The sequence below is a fragment of the Nocardiopsis halotolerans DSM 44410 genome (assembly GCF_000341065.1).
Taxonomy (GTDB): Bacteria; Actinomycetota; Actinomycetes; order Streptosporangiales; family Streptosporangiaceae; genus Nocardiopsis; species Nocardiopsis halotolerans.
This window is the reverse complement of sequence record NZ_ANAX01000207.1, coordinates 18804-43497: the sequence shown is the minus strand read 5'-3', so window position 1 is coordinate 43497 and position 24694 is coordinate 18804. Positions and strand designations below refer to the sequence as shown.

Annotated in this window: 20 protein-coding genes; 7 read left to right on the top strand and 13 right to left on the bottom strand. The window is 71.4% G+C overall.

The genetic code is table 11. The features are described 5' to 3' along the window. The first annotated feature begins 16 nt into the window (after positions 1-16). The 3 genes from D455_RS0116045 (at position 17) to recX (ending at position 2100) form a co-directional block, all read left to right on the top strand. Positions 17-211, top strand: a complete 195-nt coding sequence (locus tag D455_RS0116045) for a DUF3046 domain-containing protein (protein ID WP_026122678.1) — start codon at positions 17-19, stop codon at positions 209-211. A 175-nt stretch (positions 212-386) separates the two neighbouring features. Beyond that, positions 387-1523 (top strand): recombinase RecA, encoded by a 1137-nt coding sequence (gene recA, locus D455_RS0116040; protein WP_017571732.1) that lies wholly within the window; start codon positions 387-389, stop codon positions 1521-1523. Beyond that, complete coding sequence (gene recX, locus D455_RS0116035; protein ID WP_017571731.1) at positions 1516-2100, top strand: recombination regulator RecX; 585 nt, start codon at positions 1516-1518, stop codon at positions 2098-2100. The genes recA and recX overlap by 8 nt, the downstream gene beginning before the upstream one ends. A 24-nt stretch (positions 2101-2124) precedes the next feature. On the opposite strand, the gene D455_RS0116030 is transcribed toward recX, so the two are convergent. The 5 genes from D455_RS0116030 to D455_RS0116010 all read right to left on the bottom strand — a co-directional run bounded on the left by D455_RS0116030 (position 2125) and on the right by D455_RS0116010 (position 7944). Continuing rightward, positions 2125-4254, bottom strand: a complete 2130-nt coding sequence (locus D455_RS0116030; protein ID WP_026122677.1) for a S9 family peptidase — start codon at positions 4252-4254, stop codon at positions 2125-2127. A 232-nt stretch (positions 4255-4486) separates the two neighbouring features. Next, complete coding sequence (locus tag D455_RS0116025) at positions 4487-5548, bottom strand: amino acid ABC transporter permease (protein ID WP_017571729.1); 1062 nt, start codon at positions 5546-5548, stop codon at positions 4487-4489. Beyond that, positions 5545-6219, bottom strand: coding sequence for an amino acid ABC transporter permease (locus tag D455_RS0116020; protein WP_017571728.1), 675 nt, complete (start codon positions 6217-6219; stop codon positions 5545-5547). Before D455_RS0116020 ends, D455_RS0116025 begins: the two co-directional genes overlap by 4 nt. A gap of 82 nt (positions 6220-6301) precedes the next feature. Further along, on the bottom strand, positions 6302-7156 hold the full coding sequence (locus D455_RS0116015; protein WP_017571727.1) for a glutamate ABC transporter substrate-binding protein: 855 nt from the start codon (positions 7154-7156) through the stop codon (positions 6302-6304). A 44-nt stretch (positions 7157-7200) separates the two neighbouring features. Next, positions 7201-7944: an amino acid ABC transporter ATP-binding protein gene (locus tag D455_RS0116010; RefSeq protein WP_026122676.1), complete on the bottom strand. Its 744-nt coding sequence runs from the start codon at positions 7942-7944 to the stop codon at positions 7201-7203. Between the two features lie 371 nt (positions 7945-8315). Between D455_RS0116010 and miaB the strand changes: the two genes are divergently transcribed. Beyond that, entirely contained in the window at positions 8316-9782 is a 1467-nt protein-coding gene (gene miaB / locus D455_RS0116005) for a tRNA (N6-isopentenyl adenosine(37)-C2)-methylthiotransferase MiaB (protein WP_017571725.1), read from the top strand. Positions 9783-9926: 144 nt separating this feature from the next. Here miaB and D455_RS0116000 read toward each other — a convergent pair whose 3' ends face one another. From D455_RS0116000 to miaA, 3 genes are all read right to left on the bottom strand, one after another. Next, positions 9927-11207, bottom strand: coding sequence for a cytochrome P450 family protein (locus tag D455_RS0116000; RefSeq protein WP_017571724.1), 1281 nt, complete (start codon positions 11205-11207; stop codon positions 9927-9929). 18 nt (positions 11208-11225) lie between these two features. Beyond that, complete coding sequence (locus tag D455_RS0115995; RefSeq protein ID WP_017571723.1) at positions 11226-12044, bottom strand: TetR/AcrR family transcriptional regulator; 819 nt, start codon at positions 12042-12044, stop codon at positions 11226-11228. Between the two features lie 187 nt (positions 12045-12231). Continuing rightward, a complete protein-coding gene (gene miaA / locus D455_RS0115990; RefSeq protein WP_017571722.1) occupies positions 12232-13227 on the bottom strand; it encodes a tRNA (adenosine(37)-N6)-dimethylallyltransferase MiaA in 996 nt (331 codons plus the stop codon). A gap of 82 nt (positions 13228-13309) precedes the next feature. Between miaA and dapF the strand changes: the two genes are divergently transcribed. After that, positions 13310-14134, top strand: a complete 825-nt coding sequence (gene dapF / locus D455_RS0115985) for a diaminopimelate epimerase (protein ID WP_017571721.1) — start codon at positions 13310-13312, stop codon at positions 14132-14134. Here dapF and D455_RS30675 read toward each other — a convergent pair. From D455_RS30675 to aceB, 4 genes are all read right to left on the bottom strand, one after another. Continuing rightward, positions 14100-15467 carry a (Fe-S)-binding protein gene (locus D455_RS30675; RefSeq protein WP_051064645.1) on the bottom strand — a complete coding sequence of 456 codons (1368 nt, stop codon included), beginning with the start codon at positions 15465-15467 and terminating at the stop codon, positions 14100-14102. The genes dapF and D455_RS30675 overlap by 35 nt on opposite strands. A gap of 61 nt (positions 15468-15528) precedes the next feature. Then, on the bottom strand, positions 15529-16746 hold the full coding sequence (locus D455_RS0115975; protein ID WP_017571719.1) for an FAD-binding oxidoreductase: 1218 nt from the start codon (positions 16744-16746) through the stop codon (positions 15529-15531). A gap of 43 nt (positions 16747-16789) precedes the next feature. Continuing rightward, positions 16790-18271: an FAD-linked oxidase C-terminal domain-containing protein gene (locus D455_RS0115970; RefSeq protein WP_017571718.1), complete on the bottom strand. Its 1482-nt coding sequence runs from the start codon at positions 18269-18271 to the stop codon at positions 16790-16792. A 141-nt stretch (positions 18272-18412) separates the two neighbouring features. Continuing rightward, complete coding sequence (gene aceB / locus D455_RS0115965; RefSeq protein WP_017571717.1) at positions 18413-20017, bottom strand: malate synthase A; 1605 nt, start codon at positions 20015-20017, stop codon at positions 18413-18415. A 319-nt stretch (positions 20018-20336) separates the two neighbouring features. Between aceB and hflX the strand changes: the two genes are divergently transcribed. Together hflX and D455_RS0115955 are read left to right on the top strand one after the other, a co-directional pair. Beyond that, positions 20337-21869, top strand: a complete 1533-nt coding sequence (hflX, locus tag D455_RS0115960; protein WP_017571716.1) for a GTPase HflX — start codon at positions 20337-20339, stop codon at positions 21867-21869. A 426-nt stretch (positions 21870-22295) separates the two neighbouring features. Then, on the top strand, positions 22296-23504 hold the full coding sequence (locus tag D455_RS0115955; protein WP_017571715.1) for an amidohydrolase family protein: 1209 nt from the start codon (positions 22296-22298) through the stop codon (positions 23502-23504). Positions 23505-23710: 206 nt separating this feature from the next. Here D455_RS0115955 and holA read toward each other — a convergent pair whose 3' ends face one another. Next, a complete protein-coding gene (gene holA, locus D455_RS0115950) occupies positions 23711-24673 on the bottom strand; it encodes a DNA polymerase III subunit delta (RefSeq protein ID WP_017571714.1) in 963 nt (320 codons plus the stop codon). Between the last annotated feature and the right edge of the window lie 21 nt (positions 24674-24694).

The window sequence follows — 24694 nt, the reverse complement described above, 5'->3', positions numbered from 1 at the left end:
ACCGATACTGGAACCGATGAGACTCACGGTGTTCTGGAACAACATGCACGAGCAGTTCGGCGAGGCCTACACGCAGAGCCTGGCCCGGGACTACGTCCTGGAGGGGCTCGGATCCCGCACGGTGGAGCAGGCGCTCGCCGACGGGGTGGGGGCCAAGGAGGTGTGGCGCGCCGTGTGCGAGGCGTTCGACCTTCCCGCCTCCGCGCGCTGATCCGGTGACGGACGTCCCGTGGGAGGCCCTCCGTTTCGTACGCCACATCGAACACAAGTTCGGGTAGTGTGGGTTGTCCACAGGCGAACGTCGGACGTCGCGATTGTCGTACCGACCGCGTAGCGTCGTGCGCATCATGAAGAAGAAGGCATCGACCCAACAACAGGGGTATCCCGTGGCATCTGGAGACCGAGACAAGGCTCTCGAAACAGCGCTCGCCCAGATCGAGCGGCAGTTCGGCAAGGGCTCCGTCATGCGTCTGGGCGATGACGACCGCCCGCCGATCGAGGCGATCCCCACCGGAGCGATCGCCCTCGACGTGGCCCTCGGCATCGGCGGTATCCCCAAGGGCCGCATCGTGGAGGTGTACGGGCCCGAGTCCAGCGGTAAGACGACCGTCGCCCTGCACGCGGTGGCCAGCGCGCAGAAGATGGGCGGCATCGCCGCCTTCGTCGACGCCGAGCACGCGCTCGACCCCGAGTACGCCAAGAAGATCGGCGTCGACACCGACGACCTGCTGCTCTCCCAGCCCGACACCGGTGAGCAGGCGCTGGAGATCGTCGACATGCTGATCCGCTCCGGCGCGATCTCCATCATCGTCATCGACTCCGTGGCGGCCCTGGTTCCCCGCGCCGAGATCGAGGGCGAGATGGGCGACAGCCACGTGGGCCTCCAGGCCCGCCTGATGTCCCAGGCGCTGCGCAAGATCGCCGGTGCGCTGCACCAGACCGGTACCACCGCGATCTTCATCAACCAGCTGCGGGAGAAGGTCGGCGTGATGTTCGGCAGCCCCGAGACCACCACCGGTGGCCGGGCGCTGAAGTTCTACTCCTCGGTGCGCCTGGACGTGCGCCGTATCGAGACCCTCAAGGACGGCACCGACGCGGTCGGCAACCGCACCCGCGTCAAGGTCGTCAAGAACAAGGTGGCCCCGCCCTTCAAGCAGGCCGAGTTCGACATCCTCTACGGCGTGGGCGTCTCCCGCGAGGGCAGCCTCATCGACCTGGGCGTGGAGCACGGCATCGTCCGCAAGTCGGGCGCCTGGTTCACCTACGACGGCACCCAGCTGGGCCAGGGCAAGGAGAACGCGCGCAGGTTCCTGCGCGAGAACGTCGACGTGGCCACCGAGGTCGAGAAGAGGATCAAGGAGAAGCTGGGCGTGCCCACCGGGGGCGACGACAGCGCCTCCGGATCGGCCACCGACACCGCCGAAACCGCCAAGGAGGCCCCGGCCGCGGCTCCGACCGCCGCCAAGGCCCCCGCCAAGCGCGCCGCGGCCAAGACCACCAAGGCGCCCGCGACGGATGAGTGACCGGAGCCGGTCCCGGGACCGGCCCCGCTCCGAGCACCCGGAGGACGATGCCTCCCCGGGCGAGCCCCGCTCGTCCGGGGAGGATCCGGAGAACCGGGCCCGCGCCCTGGTCCTGCGGATGCTCACCCACTCCCCGCGCACCCGCGCCCAACTGGAGCGGGCCCTGCACCGCAGGGGTTTCGACGAGGAGGTCGTCGCCTCGGTCCTGGACACCTTCGGTGAGGCCGGACTGATCGACGACGCCGCCTTCTCCCAGGCCTGGGTCTCCTCACGCCACCACGGCAGGCGCCTGTCCCGCCGCGCCCTGGCCCAGGAACTGCGCACGCGCGGGGTGGAGGAGGACACCGTGCGCGAGGCCGTCGGCGAACTCAGCGACCAGGACGAGGAGGAGGCCGCCCGCGACCTCGCCCGCCGCCGCCTGGCCGCCACCCGGGGCAGGGACCGGGACACCCGGATCCGTCGCGCCCTGGGCGTCCTGGCCCGCAGGGGCTACTCCGCGGGTCTGGCCTACCGGGTGGTCCGTGAAGAACTCGAACACGAGGGCGAGGACGTCGATCTCCACGATCCCGACCTCTGAGCGCCCGCCCCGGGGGCCCGCGCCCTACGTCCGGTCGGGCGTGGCGGCATCGGCCGTACCCGACGCTTCCTCCGCGCCGCCGTCCTCGTCGACGGTGCCGGGCACCTCCCCGGTTTCCCCGGTTTCCTCGGGCTCTCCGGTTTCCGCGTGCTCGTCCGCCGTCCCGTCCCCGGCCGCCTCGGGTTCCGGGCGCGGTCGCGGGGGTGTGGTCACCAGCTCCAACGGCGCCACGTCGGCCTCGAAGCCGAACACCCGCCCGTAGAAGGCCAGTTCCGCCTCCAGCGAGCGGATCCGCGCGTCCTGCCCGGTGAAACCGTGGGCCTCACCCTCGAACTCCAACAGCGCGTGCGGCACACCGCGCCGCCCCAGCGCCGTCGCCATGGCCGTGGCCTGGTCCGGCGTCACGACCCTGTCCTCCAGGCCCTGCAACAGCAGTACCGGCACGTCGATGTCCCCCGCGCGGTTGACCGGTGAACGCTCCCGGTACCGCTCCACGAACCCCGGCAGCGTCCCCACCAGCGAATCCAGGAACCGCGACTCGAAGTCGTGGGTGCTCCGGGAGAATCCGAGCAGGTCGGTCACGCCGAAGAGGGACACCCCGCACGCGAACGTGTCCCCGGTCAGCGCCATGAGCGCCGTGTACCCGCCCGCGCTCGGGCCCCGGATCGCCAGCCGCGCGGGATCGGCCTCCCCCCGTTCCACCAGCGCCCGCGCCACGGCGGAGCAGTCCTCCACGTCCACCACGCCCCACTCCTTGTGCAGGCGCTTGCGGTACGAGCGCCCGTAGCCCGTGGAACCGCCGTAGTTGACGACCGCCACGCCGATGCCCCGGCTGGTGAAGTAGGCCTTGACCGGGTCGAACTCCAGCGTGCTCACCGACACCGGTCCGCCGTGCGCCCACACGGCGTAGGGCGCGGGCCCGTCGGCACCCGCGTCCGGGTTGGTCGGCGGGTACACGTTCGCGTGCACCGGGGCCCCGTACCGGCCCGGCAGCGTCATCTGCCGGGGAACGGGCAGGTAGGCGACGTCCGGAAGGCTCTCGGCCGACCGGCGCAGCACCTCCACCCGTCCCGACTCCGGATCCAGCCGCACCAGGCACTGCGGCTCGGTCGGCGAGGAGGCCACCCCCACCACGGTGTGCCCGTCGGTGTCCAGCATCGACCACGTGGTCAGACCGGTCTCCACCGGTGTCAGGTCCAGGGTGTCGGGGTCGTACACGCTCGGTGCCATGTCGGCGTGGCCGTGCAGCGCCACGACCCGGCCCGAGTCCAGCACGCAGAACGACCGGTCGCCCAGCCGCCCCGGGGACGTGTGGAACTCCTCCTCCGCCGGGTACAGCGCGATCGCCTGCCCGGTCACGCCCGCCTGGTACAGGTTCCAGAACCCGGGCCAGTCCGAGGCCACGTACAGCGTCGCGTCGTCCGCCCAGGTCGGGGAGACCACCGACTCGTCCACCCCGCCCTTGAGGGTGTACTCGCCGGTCAGCCCGGACTCGCCCAGGGTCCCCACCCGCAGCTCGCTGCCGTCCCAGGGCATCCTCGGGTGGTTCCACCGCACGTACGCCAGGTGCGTTCCGTCCGGCGACGGCGTCGGCGAGGCGTAGAAGTCCGCACCCGAGACCAGTTCGCGCACCGCCGCGGGGTCCTGCGCGCCCCGGCCCGACAGCGGTACCGACACGATCGACCGGCGGACCGACCCCTCCTCGTGCCGTTCGCGCACGCACAGCACGGAGCGGCCGTCCGCGCCCAGCACGGGGTCGGCGTACCGTGAGGCGGCACCGTCGTCGGGGGTGAGCGGCACGGGGTCCCGGGAACCCCGCGCCAGCAGGTAGAGGCGCTGGTCGGAGGACTGGCAGAACACCACGCCCCTGCGGATGATGGCCTTGTCGTCACGGCGCGGAACGGGCAGGTGGGCGCGCCCACCGTACTCGTGCACCCGGGTTCCCACGCTCCAGGGAGAGGGCAGGAGCTCGGTCACCGTTCCGTCGGAACCGCGCCGCATGAGGGTCGTCCGCCCCTCCTCGGGACGGCTCTCCTCCCACCAGACCTCGCCGTCCACGACGGAGGGGAACGCCATCCGCCGTACTCCTCGGGCGACGTCACCAGCGCTGATGGGCGAGGGCCAGGAGCCGTGGGTGCTCGACATCTCAGACATGTCCGCTCAGGGTGGGTCGTGGGTTTGATCAGATGACATGTCGACCCTAGGGCATGCTCGGCGGACACATACTCCGCTGCGCGGCGAGCAGCATCCACCGAGCACGCCCTGGCCCTCACACACCCTGGTGCAGTCCCGTGACCCTCCGTGCGGCGTTCCGGAGGCCGTACGAACGACGGCCCCGCCGCGCCACGTGGGCGCGAACGGGGCCGTGTCAGCCGGAGGGGCCGGGTCAGGGCCGCTTCTTCGGGTTCCCGTCGTCGTCCCCGTCGGAGTCCTCGCGCGCGGTGTCGGGGAGGGGCTCCTGCACGGTGGGCTCCACCGCCACGGTGCCCGCCGGACCCGTGGTCGTGTCGGCCCCTTCGGGCCCGTCCTCGGCGTCCGCGGGCCTGACCGAGGCCCTGCCGCGGTTGGCGTTGCGCCGCTCCAGCCAGATCGCGAACCGGCTCAGGGACAGGTTGATGACGATGTAGATGGCCGCGCAGACGATCGCCGCGGGGATCACGTTGTTCTCCCGCGTGGCCAGCAGGGTGAAGCTGCGCAGCATCTCGGGGAAGGCGACGATGTAGCCCAGCGCGGAGTCCTTGAGCAGGACCACGAGTTGCGCCACGATCGCGGGCATCATCGCGCTGACCGCCTGCGGCACCAGGATCAGCCACATGTTCTGCGCCCTGGTCATCCCGATGGCCTTCGCCGCCTCGGACTGGCCCTTGGGCACGGCGAGGATGCCCGCGCGGAAGACCTCCGCGAGCACCGAGCCGTTGTACAGGGTCAGACCCGTGACCACGGCGGCCAGCGCGGTGACCTGGAAGGTGCCGGGCGCGATGTCGAACAGCTGGTCGGCCACGATGGGCAGGGCCATCGTGAAGAAGATGAGGATCAGCAGCGGGATGCCGCGGAAGAACTCCACGACGGCACCGGCCGGGACGCGGATCCACCAGCGGTCGGACAGGCGCCCGATACCGAACACCAGGCCGAAGACGATCGCCAGGACCGAGGCGGTCAGGGCGGCGGTGAGGGTGTTGCGCAGGCCCGGGATGACGTAGTAGGTCCACGTCTCGGGGCGCAGGAACGGCTCCCACTTGTCCGCCGTCCACTCACCCTCGGGGTTGACCGCCCAGGCCTCCGCGCTGAACAGCGACAGCTCGGGTTTGCGCAGGGTGTCGTTGAAACCCAGGTAGACGACCATCAGGCCGATCGCGAACAGGATCAGCGTGATGACGGTGTAGACCTTGTTGCGCGCGCGGGCCCTGGGGCCGGGCGCGTCGAAGAGGACGGAACTCTGCGTGCTCATCGGACCACCGCCACGCGCTTGGAGAGCCAGCTGAAGAAGTAGCCCATCGGCAGGGTCAGGACCAGGAAGCCGAGCGCGAAGCCGACGAAGGTCGGCAGGACCGGCGCGATCCCCCGGTCGAACATGAGCTTCATCTCGCTGGACGCCTCCTGAACGCCCAGCCCCGCGACGGAGGCGACGGTGGTGTTCTTGGTCAACGCGATGAGCACACTGCCCAGCGGTGCGACGACGGTGCGCAGCGCCTGCGGGAGGACGATCAGCCGCAGGTTCTGGGTGAAGGTCAGGCCCAGCGACCGGGCCGCCTCGACCTGGCCGAGGGGGATCGTGTTGATGCCCGCGCGCAGCGACTCCGAGACGAAGCACGAGGTGTAGGCGGACAGGCCGATGACCGCCCACCAGAACACGTCCCACGCGACGGTGTCGGACAGGAAGATGCCCAGGGCGCTGTTCAGGCCCAGTCCGCAGAACAGCAGGACGAGGGTCAGGGGCGTACTCCGGACACCCTCGACGTAGGCGGTGGACAGGCCGCGCAGGAGCGGAACGGGGGAGACCCGCATGGCGGTGAGCAACACGCCCAGGATGAAGGAGAAGAGGGCGCTGAGGAGGGCGAGCCGGACGGTCCATGAGAAACCGTCGACAACCCTGTCGATATTGTTGAGAAAGGCTTCCATGGGTCCCAGCTGGTCAAGGACCGGGCGGCGGGGCCGGAAAAGGCCCCGCCGCCCGGCGTACGGTCAGGGGGAGGGTCGGCCCTTACTCGCAGGCGTCGGCCTCGGGAGCGGTCTCCGCGTAGGCGAAGTCGGTGTCACCGAAATGGGTCTCCAGGGCCTCGAGGGTGTAGCCCTCCTCCCACATCTTGGCGATGGCCGCGTTGATCTCCTCGCACAGCTCGGTGGAGCCCTCGGGCAGGCCCACGCCGTAGCGCTCCTCACCGAAGGAGTTGTTGACCACCCGGTAGGTGCCGGGGTTCTGGGCGGCGTAGCCCGCGAGGATGGTGTTGTCGGTGGTCACCGCGTCGACGGCGCCGTTGCCCAGCAGCGACAGGCACTCGGAGTAGTTGCCGGCCTCGCGCAGCTCGGCGTCGATGCCCCTCTCCTCGGTGATGTTGAAGGCCGACCGGGAGCCGGAGGCCGAGCACAGCACGCGGCCCGCCAGGTCCTCCGGACCCTGGATCTCCTCCTCGTCCGCCCGGGTCAGGATGTCCTGCTCGGCCACGTAGTACGGGCCCGCGAAGTCGACGACCTCGCGGCGCTCGTCGGTGATGGAGTAGGTGGCGACCACCATGTCGACGGTGCCCTGCTGGAGGAAGGCCTCGCGGTTGGCGGAGGCGGCCTCGGTCCACTCGATCTGGTCGGGCTCGTAGCCGAGCTCACCGGCGATGTAGGTGGCCACGTCCACGTCGAGGCCGACGGGGGCGTCGTTCTCGAGCAGGCCCAGGCCCGGCTGGTCGTACTTGACGCCGATGGTGATGGTGTCACCGCCGCCTTCACCGCCGTCGCCTTCGCCACCGCCGTTTCCGCCGCCGACCTCGGCGGTGCCGCAGGCGGTGAGGGCGAGGGCCAGGGCCGCCGTGCCGCCCAGGATGCCGTTGATGCGACGAACTCGCATGTGGGGTACCTCTTCCTTGGTTCGTGCGAAGAACGCGGGGAAACCTAGTGGGTCAGGATCTTGGACAGGAAGTCCTGGGCACGGTCGGACCGGGGGTTGGTGAAGAACTCGTCCGGCGTGTTCTCCTCGACGATCTGTCCGTCGGCCATGAAGACCACCCGGTTGGCGGCGCGGCGCGCGAACCCCATCTCGTGGGTGACCACGACCATGGTCATGCCCTCCGAGGCCAGGTCGGTCATGACGTCGAGGACCTCCTGGACCATCTCGGGGTCCAGCGCGGAGGTGGGCTCGTCGAAGAGGAGCACCTTGGGGTTCATCGCCAGGGCGCGGGCGATCGCCACGCGCTGCTGCTGGCCGCCGGAGAGCTGCGCGGGGTACTTGTCGGCCTGGTTGCCGATCTGCACCCGGTCCAGCAGCTCCATGGCGCGGGCCTCGGCTTCGCCCTTGCCCATACGGAGGACCTTCGTGGGGCCCAGGGTCACGTTCTGCAACACGGTCTTGTGCGCGAACAGGTTGAACGACTGGAAGACCATGCCCACGTCGCTGCGGAGCTTGGCCAGGCCGCGGCCCTCGGCGGGCAGCGGTTCCCCGTCCAGGGTGATCGTCCCGGAGCCGATGGTCTCCAGGCGGTTGATCGTGCGGCACAGCGTCGACTTGCCGGACCCGGACGGCCCGATGACGACTACCACCTCGCCGGAGTTCACCGTCATGTTGATGTCGCGGAGCACGTGCAGGTCGCCGAAGTGCTTGTTGACGTTCTCCAGCACGACGAGAGGAGTTGAGGTCATGCTGGGAACCTAATGGGTCCATGTTGCCGTGTCATCACGAAATCACCGTCCATCTGCGGAGTAGCAGACTTGTTACGGTGTGATCGGCGCAACTGTTACCAATTTGGGCGATTAAGTGACGTTTTGTCGCTCCCTGTCGCGGTTCCGTTCTTCAGCGTCTCACATGTGACCACCTTGGGACAGCTTGGACCCCCTCTCTCCCCGGGGACGTCGGGAACGTCCCGGGCCGGGCCGCGGCGCCCGTCCGCGCCGTGAAGGGGGCCCGGTGCGGCGGCGGTTCCCCGGGGCCTCCACCGCGGGCGGCCGGAACGGTTCCGGCGAGGGGCGGGACGACATAGCCTGGACCCGTGAGCCAGAGTCGTACCTACCAAGTGCGGACCTACGGCTGCCAGATGAACGTCCACGACTCCGAGCGCCTCTCCGGTCTGCTGGAGGACGCTGGGTACGCGCGCGCAGCCGAGGACACCACCGCAGACATCGTCGTCTTCAACACCTGTGCGGTCCGGGAGAACGCCGACAACCGCCTGTACGGCAACCTCGGGCACCTGCGCCCGGTCAAGGACGCCAACCCGGGCATGCAGATCGCCGTCGGGGGCTGCCTGGCGCAGAAGGACCGCGGCGAGATCGTGCGCCGCGCGCCCTGGGTCGACGTCGTGTTCGGCACCCACAACATCGGGTCCCTGCCCACCCTGCTGGAGCGCGCCCGCGTCCAGAGGGAGGCGCAGGTGGAGATCGCCGAGTCCCTGGAGCACTTCCCCTCCACACTGCCCAGCCGCCGCGAGTCCGCGTACGCGGCGTGGGTGTCGGTCTCCGTCGGCTGCAACAACACCTGCACCTTCTGCATCGTGCCCGCGCTGCGCGGCAAGGAGCAGGACCGGCGCCCCGGCGACGTGCTCGCCGAGGTGCGCGCCCTGGTCGACGAGGGCGTCAGCGAGGTCACCTTGCTGGGCCAGAACGTCAACGCCTACGGCAGCGGCTTCGGTGACCGGCAGGCCTTCTCCAAACTGCTGCGGGCCTGCGGCGAGGTCGAGGGGCTGGAGCGGGTTCGCTTCACCTCCCCGCACCCGCGTGACTTCACCGACGACGTCATCGAGGCCATGGCCGAGACGCCCAACGTCATGCCGCAGCTGCACATGCCGCTCCAGTCGGGGTCGAGCCGGGTCCTCAAGGCGATGCGCCGCTCCTACCGCCAGGAACGCTTCCTGAGCATCGTGGAGAAGGTGCGCGCCGCGATGCCGCACGCCGCGATCACCACCGACATCATCGTGGGCTTCCCCGGCGAGACCGAGGAGGACTTCCAGGAGACGCTGCACGTGGTCCGGGAGGCGCGCTTCGCCATGGCGTTCACCTTCCAGTACTCCAAGCGGCCCGGCACGCCGGCCGCGACCATGGAGGACCAGGTGCCGCCGGAGGTCGTCAAGGACCGGTACCAGCGGCTCGTGGAGCTCCAGGACCAGATCTCCTGGGAGGAGAACCAGAAGCTGGTCGGCCGCGAGGTCGAACTGCTGGTCTCCGAGGGCGAGGGCAAGAAGGACGGGGAGCACCGCCGCCTGTCCGGCCGCGCCCCCGACAACCGCCTGGTGCACTTCGCGGTCGGCGACGGCGAGGAGCCGCGCCCCGGCGACACGGTGACCGTGGAGGTCACCTACGCCGCGCCGCACCACCTGGTGGCCGACTCCGGTGTGCGCGGCCTGCGGCGTACGCGCGCCGGTGACGCCTGGGCGGCCCGCAACGGGCAGCCGGTTCCGGAGAAGAAGCCGGACGTGCTCCTGGGCATGCCCCAGATCGGCGTCCCCGCCGAGCAGCCCGCCCCCGCTGGCGGCTGCTGCGAGATCTGAGCCCCTGACCACGGCGGCCCCCGGCACCAGGCGGTGCCGGGGGCCGCTCTTCGTTCCGGCCCGTCCTCCGTTCCGGCCCCGTCCCTCTGACCCGCCGGAACCGGGTGGACGCGACGCCGTCGGCGCCGGTCCCGGCGGGTGGTCTCAGGACCGGGAGGCCGACAGCCGTACGGGCAGGCTCTCCATCCGCAGCGCGCCGGGGGAGGACGCGCGTCGGGGTTCGCGCCCCGGGACCAGGGACAGGTCGGGGTAGGCGGCCAGCAGCGACCCCACGGCCACCTCGCCCTCCTGGCGGGCCAGGGCCGCCCCCAGGCAGTAGTGGACACCGTGGCCGAACGCCACGTGCGCCTCACCGGGTTCGCCCTCGTGCCGGGTGATGTCGAACCGGTTCGGGTCCGGGTGGACGCGCGGGTCGCGGTTGGCGCCCGCGATGACCGCGATCGCCCGCTCACCCGCGGCCAGGCGCCCGGACCGAAGCTCGACGTCCTCGGCCGCGTACCGCAGGTTGGTGATCACGGCGGTGCCCCCGTAACGGAGCATCTCGTGCACGGCGGACGGCAGCAGGTCGGGCCGGGAGCGGAGGGCCGTCCACTGGTCGGGGTGCCTGAGCAGGGTCTCGACGCCGTTCCCCAGCAGGTGCGCGGTGGTCTCGTGCCCGGCGACGACCAGCGTGAACACCAGGGTGACCAGTTCGTTCTCGCTGAGGCGTCCGCCGTCCTCGTCGTGGGTCCGGACCAGGGCGCCGAGCAGGTCCTCGCCCGGCTCCTCGTGGCGTCGGGCGATCATGCCCTTGACGTGGTCGATCATCTCGCCGAGCGTGTCGTTCATCAGTTCGGGCTGGGTGGGGTCGAACCTGCCGAGTTGACCGCTCCACGCCTGCCAGAGGGCACGGTCCTCCTCCGGGACGCCGACCAGGTCGCAGATCACCGCGATCGGCAGCGGGTAGGAGAAGTGGGGCATGAGGTCCACGACCCCGTCCTCGTCGGCGAGGTCGGGCAGCCGGGACAGCAGGTCGTCGGTGACGCGCTGGACCTTGGGCCGCAGCTCGTTGACCCGGCGCACGGTGAAGGTGCGCGAGACCAGCTTGCGCAGCCGGGTGTGGTCGGCGCCGTCCCTGTCCAGGAGGGACTCGGTCATGTAGGTGACCAGGTCCGGGCGCACCCCCATTCCCCTCAGGGCGTCGGCTCGTGCGGAGCGGGTCCCCCTCCCCGGCACGTTCGCGGGATCGATGACGAACCGACGGTCGCCGAGGATGGTGCGCACGTCCTCGTCGTCGACGACGAGGACGGCGTCCATGGCGTCCACGAAGAGGGCCGGTGCCGAGCCGCCCCTGGCCCGGACCCGTTCGATCACCGGGTAGGGGTCGGAGGCGAACTCGGGTGACCTCAGGTCGATCACGTCGTCGGACGGGGTTGTGGCTGTCATGGGCCCTCCTCGAAGGGTTCAGGTGGAACGTTTCGTCTGTTTCTGCCGTGCGATCTCCTCGCGCAGCCGCTCCTCCAGGAAGGAGAAGAGCTCCACGACCTGGGACTGGGCCTCGCCCAGGTTCTCCGGTGGGGCGTTCCGCTCCAGGAGCCGTCGGACGCTGCCCGCGATGAGGTCGGCGCGTGTGCCGCGGTCCGGTACGTGCAGGCCCTGCCGCTCCAACAGGGGGGCACCGGCCATGTGGCCGATGACGATGGCGTTGTAGGCGTACAGCTGGTCGTCGAAGGACAGGTCGTCGCGCAGTAGCCCGTGCTCGCCGAGGATGCCCCAGTAGGTCCGCAGGGCGTTCTTTCGCTCCTCGACGACGTCGCCGATCAGGGCCGCCGCGCTGCGCGAGAGGTTGTCCAGGGCCTCGGAGCCGGAGGTGAGGATGGCCTGGACGACCGGTGAGTCGAAGTGGCGCAGGTAGAGGTTGCGCGCGACCTCGCTGGGTCGGACGTTCTCGGGCGAGGCGCGCATGGCGTCCACGACCCGGCCGATCATGTCCAGCTGCGCCCGCATGACCACGCTGAGAAGCAGCGCCTCCTTGGTGGCGAAGTGCAGGTAGACGGTGCCCTTGCCCACCTTCGCCCGACGGGCGACGTCGTCGATGGTGACCTTGCGGGGGCCCCAGGCCACCATCAACTCCTCCGCCGCGTCCAGGACGCGGTCGGCGCGTAGCTCGCGCTCGGTGACGGCCGGTTCGGTGGACGGGTCGGTGGTGGGAACCACGGTGTGCTCCTGGGAGTCGAGGGCGTGCGACGCGCGGCTGCCCACGCGTGTTGACGCGATGACCATACCGGCGCCCCCTTTCCTGACTCCGTGACCAGATTTCTAAATTGGTCACACAGTCAAGCTAGGCGAAGCCGGGCCCGAAGGCAAGGGGTCACGCGGGCGGGAGGGGAGACGACGGACGGCCGGACCCCGGACGGGGTCCGGCCGTCCGTCGTGCGGGTGCTCCCTCCGGTGGGGGAGGGAGCGCGGGCTACTCGGCGGTGCGCCGGGGCATCCAGGTGGACACGTCCACCAGTGCCTCGCCGGGCTCGTCGGAGACCCCCGACAGCGCCCGTTCCACCTGGGTCAGGGCGCGCTCCACGAGTTCGGGGGAGTCGTGGGGGAGCCAGCGCACGCGCGGATCGCGGCGGAACCACGACTCCTGGCGGCGTGCGAACCGGCGGGTGGCCTGGGCGGTGGCCGCCTTCGCCTCCTGCTCGGACAGCTCGCCGTCCAGCTGGGAGAGCGCCTGCGCGTACCCGAGCGCGCGCGAGGCGGTCCGACCCTCGCGTAGGCCCTGTTTGTCCAGCTGGCGGACCTCCTCCAGCAGTCCCTCGTCCCACATGCGGTCCACACGGGTGTTGATGCGCTCGTCCAGTTCGGGGCGGGGAGCGCTCAGCCCGATCTGCGTGCACGGGTAGAAGGGGGTGTGGTCCGGCAGGTTCGCGGTGAACGGCCGCCCGGTCAGCTCGATGACCTCCAGGGCGCGTACGATCCGCCGCCCGTTGCCGGGCAGGATCGCACGGGCCGCCGCGGGGTCGGCCTCGGCCAGGCGGGCGTGCAGGACGCCCGGGCCGACGTCGCCGAGTTCGGACTCCAGGCGGGCGCGGACCTCGGGGTCGGTCCCGGGGAAGTCCAGGTGGTCCAGGACGGCCCGTACGTACAGGCCCGAGCCGCCGACCAGCACGGGGATGACGTCGCGGTCGGCGCACTCCTCGACGCGGTCGCGGGCCATGCCCTGGTAGCTGGCGACGTCCGCGGGTTCGTCGACGTCCCAGACGTCGAGCAGGTGGTGGGGGACCCCGCGTCTCTCGTCCTCGGTGAGCTTGGCGGTACCGATGTCCATGCCGCGGTAGAGCTGCATGGAGTCGGCGTTGATCACCTCGCCCCGGCGTCCCGTGCGCTCCTCCAGCCGCAGGGCCATCTCGACGGCCAGGTCCGACTTGCCCACAGCGGTCGGGCCGACGACCGCGATCACCTTGATCATTCCCCCAGCCTAACCAGCCTCCGGCCCGCCCGGTCCGTACGCGGAGGCGACGGGGCGGGGAGGGTTGTCGTTCCCACCTAGGATGGTCGGCATGCGATTCGCCAAGGGCCACGGAACAGAGAACGACTTCGTGATCCTCCCCGACCCCGACGGGGAGACCGACCTCACGGAGGAGACCGTCCGCCTGCTGTGCGACCGCAGGGCCGGGATCGGCGGTGACGGCGTCCTGCGGGTGGTGCGCACGCGCGCCTTCGGCGGGACCCTCGCCCCGGCGGCGCGCACGGCCGAGAGCACCGAGTGGTTCATGGACTACCGCAACGCCGACGGCAGCGTCGCCGAGATGTGCGGCAACGGTGTGCGGGTGTTCGCCCACTACCTGCGGCACGCGGGCCTCGTCGACGGCGACCGCTTCGCGGTGGGCACCCGCGACGGCGCCAAGGACGTGCGGATCGAGGCCGACGGGCAGATCACCATAGACATGGGCTTCGTGGAGATGCAGGGAACCTCCTCCGCCGAGCTCGCCCGCCAGACGGTGGAGGGCGCGCAGATCTCCGTGGGCAACCCGCACCTGGCCTGCGCGGTGGACGGACCCGTCGCGGAGGTGGACCTGTCCCGGGCGCCCGCGCTGGACGGCGAGGCCTTCCCCGAGGGCGCCAACGTCGAGGTGTACCGCGAGATCGCTCCGGGCGTGCTGGAGATGCGCGTGTACGAGCGGGGTTCCGGCGAGACCCGCTCCTGCGGTACCGGAATCGTCGCCGCCGCCACGGCCGCCACCCCCGTGGGCGAGGCCGCGACCTGGCGTGTGCGGGTACTCGGGGGCGAGTGCACCGTGCTCCTGGACCGGGACGGCGCGAAGCTGCGCGGCCCCGCCGTCATCGTGGCCGAGGGCGAGACCTCGCTGATCTGACCGTCGGCGGAGCGGCCCGGCGGCTCCCCAACAGCTGTTCCACGGTCAGTCCGCGCATCGAGGCGTCCAGCACCCGGGCCGTGTGCGTCACCGCGATCGGCGCGCCCGCGCGCTCCATGGCCGCGGCGATCTGTAGCGAGCACCCGGGGTTGCCCGACACCAGCACGTCGGCGCCGGTGGAGGCCACGTCACGGCCCTTGCGGTCACCGAGTTCACGGGCGGCCTCGGGCTTGAGCAGGTTGTACACCCCCGCCGATCCGCAGCAGATCTCCTTGTCGGGCAGGTCGGACACGCGCAGCTCCGGCACATCCGAGAGCAGGGCGCGGGGCGGTCGGGTGACGCCCTGGCCGTGGGAGAGGTGGCACGCGTCGTGGTAGGCCACGTGCAGGGGGAGGGGATGGCGCTCGGCGCGCGGCCCCAGCTCCACCAGGAACTCGGTGAGGTCCACGACCCGCTCGGACAGGGCCCGCCCCCGGCGCACCCAGGACCGGTCCGCGCCCGCCTCGGCGAGGGTGCGCCCGAAGTGCTTCATGCTGGAGCCGCACCCGGCCGAGTTGACCACGATCCGGTCCACCCGCTCGCGCTCGAACACCTCGATCAGACCGCGGGCGAGGTCGGCCGACTCCTCGACCCGCCCGGCGTGCCCGGACAGCGCTCCGCAGCAGCCCTGCGAACGGGGGATCACCACGTCGCAGCCCTCCATGGCCAGCACCCGGGCGGTGGCGGTGTTCACCTCCGGGAAGAACGCCCCCTGCACACAGCCCACCAGCATGCCCACCCTGGCCCGCGTCCGCCCGACGGCGGGCACCAGCTCCGGCAGCTCGGGAGGGGGAGACGACAGCGGCGGCGCGATCCGCTCCATGGTGGCCATGGCCGGGGAGAGGCGCTCCAGCAGCCCCGTGCGCCGAACCAGGGAGGAGACCCCGCTCGCCTGGTAGGCGCGTAGCGGCCCGCGCAGCAGTCGCAGCCTGCGCCGATACGGGAACAGCGCGAAGATCGCCCCGCGCAGCGCCCGCTCGCTCCGGGGGCGCTCGTGCTCGGACTCCACCCGGTGCCGGGTGTGGTCGATGAGCGCGTCGTAGGCCACCCCCGACGGGCACGCGGACACGCACGCCAGGCACCCCAGGCAGTTGTCGAAGTGCCCGACGGCCGCCTCGGTCAGCACGTCGTCGGTGTGCGTCTGCGCCATGAGGTGGATGCGTCCGCGCGGTGAGTCCATCTCCTGCCCCCACAGCACGTGCGTGGGGCAGGTGGGCAGGCAGAACCCGCAGTGGACGCAGTCGTTGAGCAGGTCGGAGAACGACCGGTCGCGCTCGCCGGCGGTCTCGTTCACGGCCTCGCCCACGGTCTGGTGCGAAGACTCGGGGTCGGTCACGGGCCCTCCCTGGGTAGTGTCAGATGCCGCCCGCGAAACGCCCGGGGGCCAGGCGGTGGTCGGGGTCGAGGGAGTCCTTGACCGCCCGCATCAGCGGGAGGCCGGGGACCTCGCCCCACAGGTCCGTACCGGCGGCGTGGACGTGCGGCTCCGCGCGCAGCAGGGTGGCCGACCAGCCGGGCGTCGACCGCACGCCGCCGAGCACGGTCTCCACCCCGACGGCGCCGGTTCCCGGGGGGAAGGACGCGTACAGCGTCCCCGACCGGGCCGAGCCGCTGACGCGGACGTCCGCGTCAGCCGCGAGTTCGCCCACCCGTGTCGCGGCCCGGACGCTCTCGGCGGGCGGCACGGACACCAGGGCGAGCGTGCCCTCCACGGGCAGCAGGCCCCATCCCTCGGGCAGGGTGTCGGCCACCGCGGACTCCCCGCCCAGGGCTTCGACGACCTCGGTCACCCGCGCCTCGACGCCCTCAGGAGTTCCCTCCAACACCACCCGCAGGCTCCCCGGGCCCTCCGGCGGCCAGTCCAGTTCGACCGCCGAGGGCGTCACCGTGCTCCGCCGCAGCACCGTCAGCATGCGTTCGGCGTGTGCCCCGGAGGGCACCGGGCGGGTCACCACGCGCAGGGCGCGGGGCACCGGGTGCAGGCGGAAGGCCACCGAGGCGACCACGCCGAGGGTGCCCAGGCCACCGGTGTGCAGCTTGGCCAGGTCGTATCCGGCCACGTTCTTGACCACCCGGCCGCCACTGCGCGCCACCACGCCGTCCGCGCGCACCACCGTCATGCCGATGACCAGGTCGCGCAGCGCCCCGTTGAGCAGACGGCGCGGGCCGCTCACGCCCGTGGCCACCATCCCGCCCACGGTGCCGCCCGCGCGCACGGGATCCACCGACAGCCGCTGTCCCGCGGCGGCCAGCACCTCGAACAGTTCGGCCACGGGGGTGCCCGCGCCCACCTCCACCACCAGGTCGCCCGCGATGTGCTCGATCCACGACAGGCCCGTGGTGTCCACGAGCAGGTCCAGGCCGCGAGGGAGGCCGCCCCAGTCCATGGCCGTGCCCCCGCCACGCGCGACGACGGTCAGCCCCTCCCCGGCGGCGGCCGACATGACCCGGCCCAGGGCCCGTGTGTCGGAGGGAAGCGCCACGCGCGCGGGGACGAGCCCGCCCACCGCGTCGGCGCCGGTCCCCTCCCGCAGGGCGCAGCCCTCGGCGTCCAACCCCTCGACGAGTGTCACGCGGTCTCCCTACGTTCGTGTCCTGACGCGGTGTTCCGCCGCCTCAGAACTGCTCGGCCCTTCCCGCCTCCACCAGCGGGTGCACACCCTTGCGTACCCCCGGCCGCTCGCCGCACAGGCGCGGAGTGGGCAGCAGTTTGTCCGGGTTGGCGATCCCGTCCGGGTCCAGGGCCCGCCGGAACAGGTCGAAGGTGGCCAGGTCGTCGGGACCGTACATGCGCGGCATCTTGCACGCCTTGTCCACGCCCACCCCGTGCTCGCCGGTGATGGATCCGCCGTGCTCGATGCACAGGTCCAGGATCGCGCCGGAGACCTCCTCGGCCCGCTCCGCCGCGCCCGGCTCCGCGTCGTCGAACAGCACGAGCGGGTGCAGGTTGCCGTCACCGGCGTGGAAGACGTTGGCGACGCGGATGCCGGTGGCGGCCGACAGCTCGGTGATGCGGCGCAGCACCTCGGGCAGGGCCGTGCGCGGGACGACGCCGTCCTGGACGATGTAGGAGGGGCTGATCCGGCCGACGGCGGCGAAGGCCGACTTACGGCCCTTCCAGATCCGGGCGCGTTCGTCGGCGCCGCTGGCGGTGCGCGTCTCGAAGGCACCCGCCTCCGAGCACAGCCGGGTGACCTCGGCGAGCTGGGCGTCGACCTCCACGGCGGGGCCGTCCAGTTCCACGACCAGCACGGCCGCGGCGCCCGCGGGGTAGTCGCAGGCCACGGCCCTCTCGGCGGCCTCGATGGCCAGCGCGTCCATCATCTCCACGGCCGAGGGCAGCACCCCGGCGGAGATGATGGAGCTGACCGCGCGGCCGCCCGCGTCCATCGAGGTGAACGCGGAGAGCAGGGTGACGGTGCGCTCCGGCGACCGGGTGAGGCCGACGGTGACGCGCGTGGCCACGCCCAGGGTGCCCTCCGAACCGATGAACGCACCGATGAGGTCGTAGCCGTGCGCGCCGGGGCCCTTGCCGCCCAGGCGTACCTGCTCGCCGGAGGGGGTGACGATGTCCAGGCCGCGCACGTGGTTGACGGTGAACCCGTACTTGAGGCAGTGGGCGCCGCCCGAGTTCTCGGCGACGTTGCCGCCGACGGAGCACACCTGCTGGCTGGAGGGGTCGGGGGCGTAGTAGTAGCCGTACGGGGCGGCGGCGCGGGTGACGTCCAGGTTGGCCACGCCGGGTTCGACGACCGCGCACTCGTTCTCGACGTCGATCTCGATGACGCGGCGCATGCGCGAGGTGACGAGCAGGACGCCCTCGGCGTGGGGGAGCGCTCCCGCGGACAGGCCGGTACCCGCGCCGCGCGGGACGAAGGGGACGCCGTTCCCGGCGCACAGGCGCACGACGGCGGCGACCTGGTCTGCGGTGGTCGGCAGCACGACGACGCCGGGAAGGGCGTGGTGGTGGGGGAGGCCGTCGCTCTCGTAGGTGCGGCGCCGGGAGGTGTCGGTGAGGACGCCGTCCTCGCCGCAGATCTCGCGCAGTCGCGGTACGAGTGCCGCCACCGCCGTCCTCGGCGCTTCGGTCTCGGACATGGGCGCCTCCCGGTTCCACCGGCGTCGACACGGCTGCCTCCGCCGGACGTGGCCTCGCAAGGTGACCGTACGACTGCGCCCCTCGCAGGTGCAAGGGGCGCAGCGGAAATGTGTTTCCGTTTTATGGAATCGCTGTCGGGGCTACGGCATGCGCTCGTAGGCGGGCAGCGTCAGGAAGTCCACGTAGTCGTCGGCCAGGGCCACCTCGGCGAACAGCTCGCTGGCCTGCTGGTACAGGCCCTCGTCGAAGCCCTCGCCCAGCTCCTGCCGGATGGTGGCGAGCTCCTCGTCGATGAGCTTCCTGACCAGCTCGGCGGTGACCTGGGGGCCGTCGTCGAGCGTGATCTCGTTGTGCAGCCACTGCCAGACCTGGGAGCGGGAGATCTCGGCGGTCGCGGCGTCCTCCATCAGGTTGTGGATCGCCACCGCGCCGTTGCCGCCCATCCAGGTCGCCAGGTACTGGAGGGCGACGTTGATGTTGCCGCGCAGACCGGCGAGGGTGACGCCGCCCGGGGTCTGGGAGACGGCCAGCAGGTCTCCGGCCGAGACCTCGACCTCGGGGCGCTGCTTGTCGATCTGGTTCGGGCGCTCGCCCAGGACGCCGTCGAAGACCTCCATGGCCACCGGGACCAGGCCCGGGTGGGCGACCCAGGAGCCGTCGAATCCGTCGCCGGACTCGCGGGACTTGTCGTCGCGGACCTTGGCGAAGGCGGTCCTGTTGACCTCCTCGTCCTTGCGGGACGGGATGAAGGCCGCCATGCCGCCGATGGCGTGGGCACCGCGCTTGTGACAGGTCTTGACCAGCAGCTCGGTGTAGGCGCGCATCATCGGCGCGGTCATCGTGACGGCGTTGCGCTCGGGCAGCAGGAACTCGCGGCCGCGGGTGCGGTGCGTCTTGATGATGCTGAACAGGTAGTCCCAGCGGCCCGCGTTGAGCCCGGCGGAGTGCTCGCGCAGCTCGTAGAGGATCTCCTCCATCTCGAACGCGGCCGGGATGGTCTCGATCAGGCAGGTCGCGCGGATGGTGCCGCGCGGAATCCCCACGCGCTCCTGGGCCAGGACGAAGACGTCGTTCCACAGGCGCGCCTCGAGATGGCTCTGCATCTTGGGCAGGTAGAAGTAGGGACCCCTGCCCTTGTCGATCTGGCGCTGGGCGCAGTGGAAGAAGTAGAGCGCGAAGTCCACGAGGCCGCCGCTGACGCGCTGGCTGTCCACGAGGATGTGCTTCTCGTCCAGGTGCCAGCCGCGGGGGCGCACGACGATGGTGGCGAGCTCGCCGTCCTCCTTCAGGGCGTAGGTCTTGCCCTGGGGGGAGGTGAAGTCGATCTGGCGGTCGAGGGCGTCGCGCAGGTTGAGCTGCCCGCCGATCATGTTCTCCCACAGCGGGGTGTTGGCGTCCTCGAAGTCGGCCAGCCACACCTTGGCGCCGGAGTTGAGCGCGTTGATGGTCATCTTGCGGTCGGTCGGTCCGGTGATCTCGACCCGGCGGTCCGTGATGCCCGGGGCGGGCGGGGCGACCTTCCAACCGTCGTCCTCACGGATGTGCTTGGTCTCGGGGAGGAAGTCGAGATCGGTCCCGGCGGAGATCTGCTCCTGCCGGGTCACGCGTGCCGTCAGGAGCTCCTGACGGCGCCCCTCGAAGGTGCGGTGCAGTTCGGCGACGAGGGCGAGCGCGTCCTCTGTGAGGATCTCGTCGAACCGTTCGTGAAGGGGGCCGGTGACCTCGACCCCGTGCGTGGCGCCCATGGAAAACCTTCCGCAATACGAAACAAGCTTCTGGTATGTGGAAAAGAAGTTACCGCCCAGGTCGGCGGGTGGTCAACGTCGCGCGTGTCTCACTGGCCGGGGACTTTCCCGAAGCGAGAAGGACGTAAAAACTTCTCTGGCAACTTCCTTTGTTCTTGGTGGTGTGTCGATACGGCACCGTTCGTGTTCGCCGCAGTGTCACGCCGACCGTGCCCTGCGATAATTCAGATGCCCGGACGGAGGCGAGATGCCACCATCGACAGGGCACCCGCCACGGGAAGAATCGCGGCGGCGGTCACGTTGACCCACCTGGAGGGATATGAATACAGCTGACACCCGCGGAAGCGCCCGGCCCGAGGCCGAGGACGCGTTCCGCGAGGCGATCACCGTCGGGGACGGGGTCAACGCAACCGACGCGTCCCGCGAGGCCCGGGGCACCGGCGGCGACCGCTACGACGACCCGTACAACGCCCCCGACCAGGGTGAGATGGAACTCGCCGAGCGTCACGCGCTCCGCCGCGTTCCGGGGCTCTCCACCGAGCTCACCGACGTCACCGAGGTCGAGAACCGGTCCCTGCGTCTGGAACGCGTCGTTCTCATCGGCGTGTGGACCAGCGGAACCCAGGTCGACGCCGACGGCTCGCTCGCCGAGCTCAGCGCCCTGGCCGAGACCGCAGGAGCGCTCGTCCTGGAGGGACTCACCCAGCGGCGCTCCAAGCCCGACCCGGCCACCTACGTCGGTAAGGGCAAGGCCGCCGACCTGCGCGACATCGTGGAGTCCACCGGCGCCGACACCGTGATCTGCGACGGGGAGCTCACCCCCGGCCAGCTGCGCCAGCTGGAGGACGTGGTCAAGGTCAAGGTGATCGACCGCACGGCCCTGATCCTGGACATCTTCGCCCAGCACGCGCGCAGCAGCGAGGGCAAGGCCCAGGTCGAACTCGCCCAGCTCAACTACCTGCTGCCGCGACTGCGCGGATGGGGTGACTCCCTGTCCCGGCAGGCGGGCGGCTCCGGTGGCGGCGGCGCGGGAGGCGGCGTGGGTCTGCGCGGTCCCGGTGAGACCAAGATCGAGACCGACCGCCGCCGCATCAACGACAAGATGGCCAAGCTGCGCCGTCAGCTGGCCCACATGCGCACCGCCCGCGAGGTCAAGCGCGACGTCCGTCGTACCCGCGAGGTACCGTCCGTGGCCATCGCCGGATACACCAACGCGGGCAAGTCGAGCCTGCTCAACCGGCTGACCGGCGCCGGTGTCCTGGTGGAGAACGCCCTGTTCGCCACCCTGGACCCGACCGTCCGCCAGGCCCGCACGCCCGACGGCCGCGCGTTCACGCTCAGCGACACCGTCGGTTTCGTCCGGCACCTGCCGCACCAGCTCGTGGAGGCCTTCCGCTCCACCCTGGAGGAGGTCGCCGACTCCGACCTGATCCTGCACGTGGTCGACGGGTCCCATCCCGACCCCGAAAGCCAGATCAGCGCGGTCCACGAGGTGTTCGCCGACATCGACGCCACCGACGTGGTCGAGCTCGTCGTGGTCAACAAGGTGGACGCCGCCGACCCCGACGTGCTCAAGGTGATGCGCACCCGGTACCCCGGCATGATCGAGGTGTCGGCCCGCACCGGCGAGGGCGTGCCCGAGCTGGTGACGGCGCTCGCCGAGGCGCTGCCCGAGCTGGCGTACGAGGTGCGCGTGCTCGTCCCCTACTCACGGGGGGACCTCGTCGCCCGGGTGCACGAGGAGGGGCGCATCCTCAGCGAGGAGCACACCGCCGAGGGCACGGCGATCCACGCCTTCGTCCCCGAGCTGCTCGCGGGCAAACTCGACCAGTACACACCCAGCACGGCCTGAGCCCCGCGCTCCGCGCCGCGCACGGCCGGGACGCCCCCCGGAAGGGCGCCCCGGCCTTCGCCGTGTCCGGAGCCGGGAGCGTCCCGTGCGGGCGACATCCGGGAAGCTCCAGCTCGGGGTGTTTCCCCATGGCACCCATCACTCCGGGGCTTGCGAGTTTCGTCCCGGGACACTCGCATTCGTGCTCGGGAGGAGGTGTACACGGAGTCCGCGGATGGGCTACGGTTTTGGAGCACTGGCCGCCAGTGGCCGTCATTCCCGCGACAGCCACCAGCCCCACCGTCACGGCACCGCGGTGGCCGTACGGCCACCCCACAGGCTCCGTCGGACCGCTCCAGATACGAGGTCGCCATGTTCGCCCGTGCATCTCACGACCGTGTCCCGCAGCCACAGCGGCGGATCTGACCGGCGAGGGCGGACAACCCCATGACGGTGGTACTCCTCAGCAACATCGGACGGCTGTGGACCGGACGTGAGCTGTTCACCAAGGCCGCGCTCCTGATGAACGACGACCGGGTGGCCTGGATCGGCCCCGCCGCCGAACTGCCCCAGCACATCCCCGGAGTGGTGGACGACCTCACCGACGTCGACGACGTCGTCAACGTCGGCGGCGGCATGATCACCCCGGGACTGGTCGACGCCCACTGCCACCCGGTGTACGCGGGTGACCGCTACGCCGAGGTCAACATGTGGGCCAAGGGCGCGTCCAAGGGGGACATCTTCGCGGCGGGCGGCGGCGTTTCCACGACCGTCACCATCACCCGGGGCACCGACCCCTGGACACTGTGCAACGCGGTCCGCGAGCGGCTCCGGCACTGGGTGCTGACCGGAAGCACCACCGTGGAGGCCAAGACCGGTTACCACCTGACCAGGGACGGCGAACTGGCCGACGTGCGCCTGCTGCGCTCCCTGGAGGAGGAGCCGGGCATGCCGCGCCTGCACGTCACCTTCTTCCCCGCGCACGGGGTGCCGCCCGAGTTCTTCGGCAGGCCCGGGGAGTACGTGTCCACCGCCGCCTCCTGGATCGGCGACGCGGCACTGGCGGGGGCCGACGGGGTCGACGTGTACTGCGACAACCAGCAGTTCACCACCGAGGACGCCCACATGCTGCTGGACGCGGGCCGGTCCGTGGGGCTGCGCACCACCCTGCACGCCTGCTCACGGCCCCGACACGGAGCCGTGCGCATGGCCGCCGAGCTGGGCTGCTCCTCCGTCGACCTGCTGCACGAGACCGACGAGGAGGACGTCCTGGCGCTCGCCGCCACCCGCACACCGGTGGTGGCCTGCCCCACGACCTCCCTGCACGAGCGCCGCACCCCGCCGGTACGGGCCCTGCTCGACCACGGTGTGCCGGTCGGTCTGGGCACCGACCACAACCCCGGCCAGTCCGGCACGATGTCCATGCCGTTGGTGATCTCGCTGGCCATCTCGATGTTCGAGATGACCGTCCAGGAGGCTCTGCACGCCGCCACGATGGGCAGCGCCCGTGCACTGGGCCTGACCGACCGGGGCGTGCTCGCCCCCGGCAGCCTGGCCGACCTCGTCCAGTGGGACGCCGACCACGAGGGGGCCTTCGCCTGGTCGATGGGCCTGAACACCCTGCGGGTGTGGCAGGGCGGCAGGACCATCCGCTGAGACGGGTGCCCACGCCGTCCGCGCCGCCCCGGTCGGGCCCCTCCGAGGAGGGAACGGTGCGGGGAGGACACGGCGGCGCTCCGTGCCCGGTTTCCGCCCACGCCGTCCGCGCCACCCCCGGATGACGCCCACGGCACACGTACCCTCCGATGCCCTCCGGCCGCCCCAGGGCTCCGCCGACGCCCGGAACGCGCCCGGGGGTTCGCTCAGCGCGCGCCGCGGGCGCGGGCGATCTCGATGACGGCGCGTTCCAACGCGTACTCGGGGTCGCGTCCGGCGCCCTTGATGAGCGCGTCGGTCTCGGCGACCACCGCCATGGCCCGGGTGATCCCCGCGGGGCTCCACCCGCGCGCCTGCTGGCGCAGGGTCCGCAGCTTCCACGGCGGAACCTTGGCCCGCTTGGCCAGCTCCGCCTCGGAGGTGCCGCGCGGCGGTTGGGCGGCCACGGCGACACCGCGCACCGCACCGGCCAGCGCGCTGTTGATCAGCACCGGGGCGGTGCCCACCGCCAGCGACCAGCGCAGCTGCTCCAGCGCCTCGGGCAGGCGACCCTCCACGGCGCGGTCGGCCACCGTGAACCCCGAGGCCTCCGCCTTGCCGGAGTGGTAGCGAGCCACCGCCGCGGCGTCCACACGGCCCTGGGTGTCGGCGATCAGCTGGGTACAGGCGGCCGCGATCTCACGCAGCTCGCTGCCGACCGAGTCCACCAGCGCCTGCGCGGCGTCGGCGGTGATCTGACGCCCGGCCTGGGAGAACTCGCTCCTGACGAAGGCCACCCGCTCGGCGGGCTTGCTCGGCCCCTTGCAGTCCACCCGCTGGGCGCCCGCCTTGAGCGCCGCCTGGAGCAGTGCCTTGCCCTTGTTGCCGCCCGCGTGCGTGAGCACGAGGTTGACGTCGTCGGCCGGGTCCCCGAGGTAGTCGGTGACGGTCGCGGCCAGGTCCTTGGTCAGGTCCTGCGACGAGCGCAGCACCACCACCCGCCGATCGCCGAACAGCGAGGGCGAGGTCACCTCGACAAGCGTGGACATCCCCACCTGGGCGGGCATCAGGTCGTGGACGTCCACGTCGGGGTCGGTCTCGCGGACCGCCGCGACGACGGCGGCGACGGCCCGGTCGACGAGGAGTTCCTCGTCCCCGACGATGATCGTGAGCAGGGCGGGTGCAGGCATACAACAGAGCATGCCACGCCC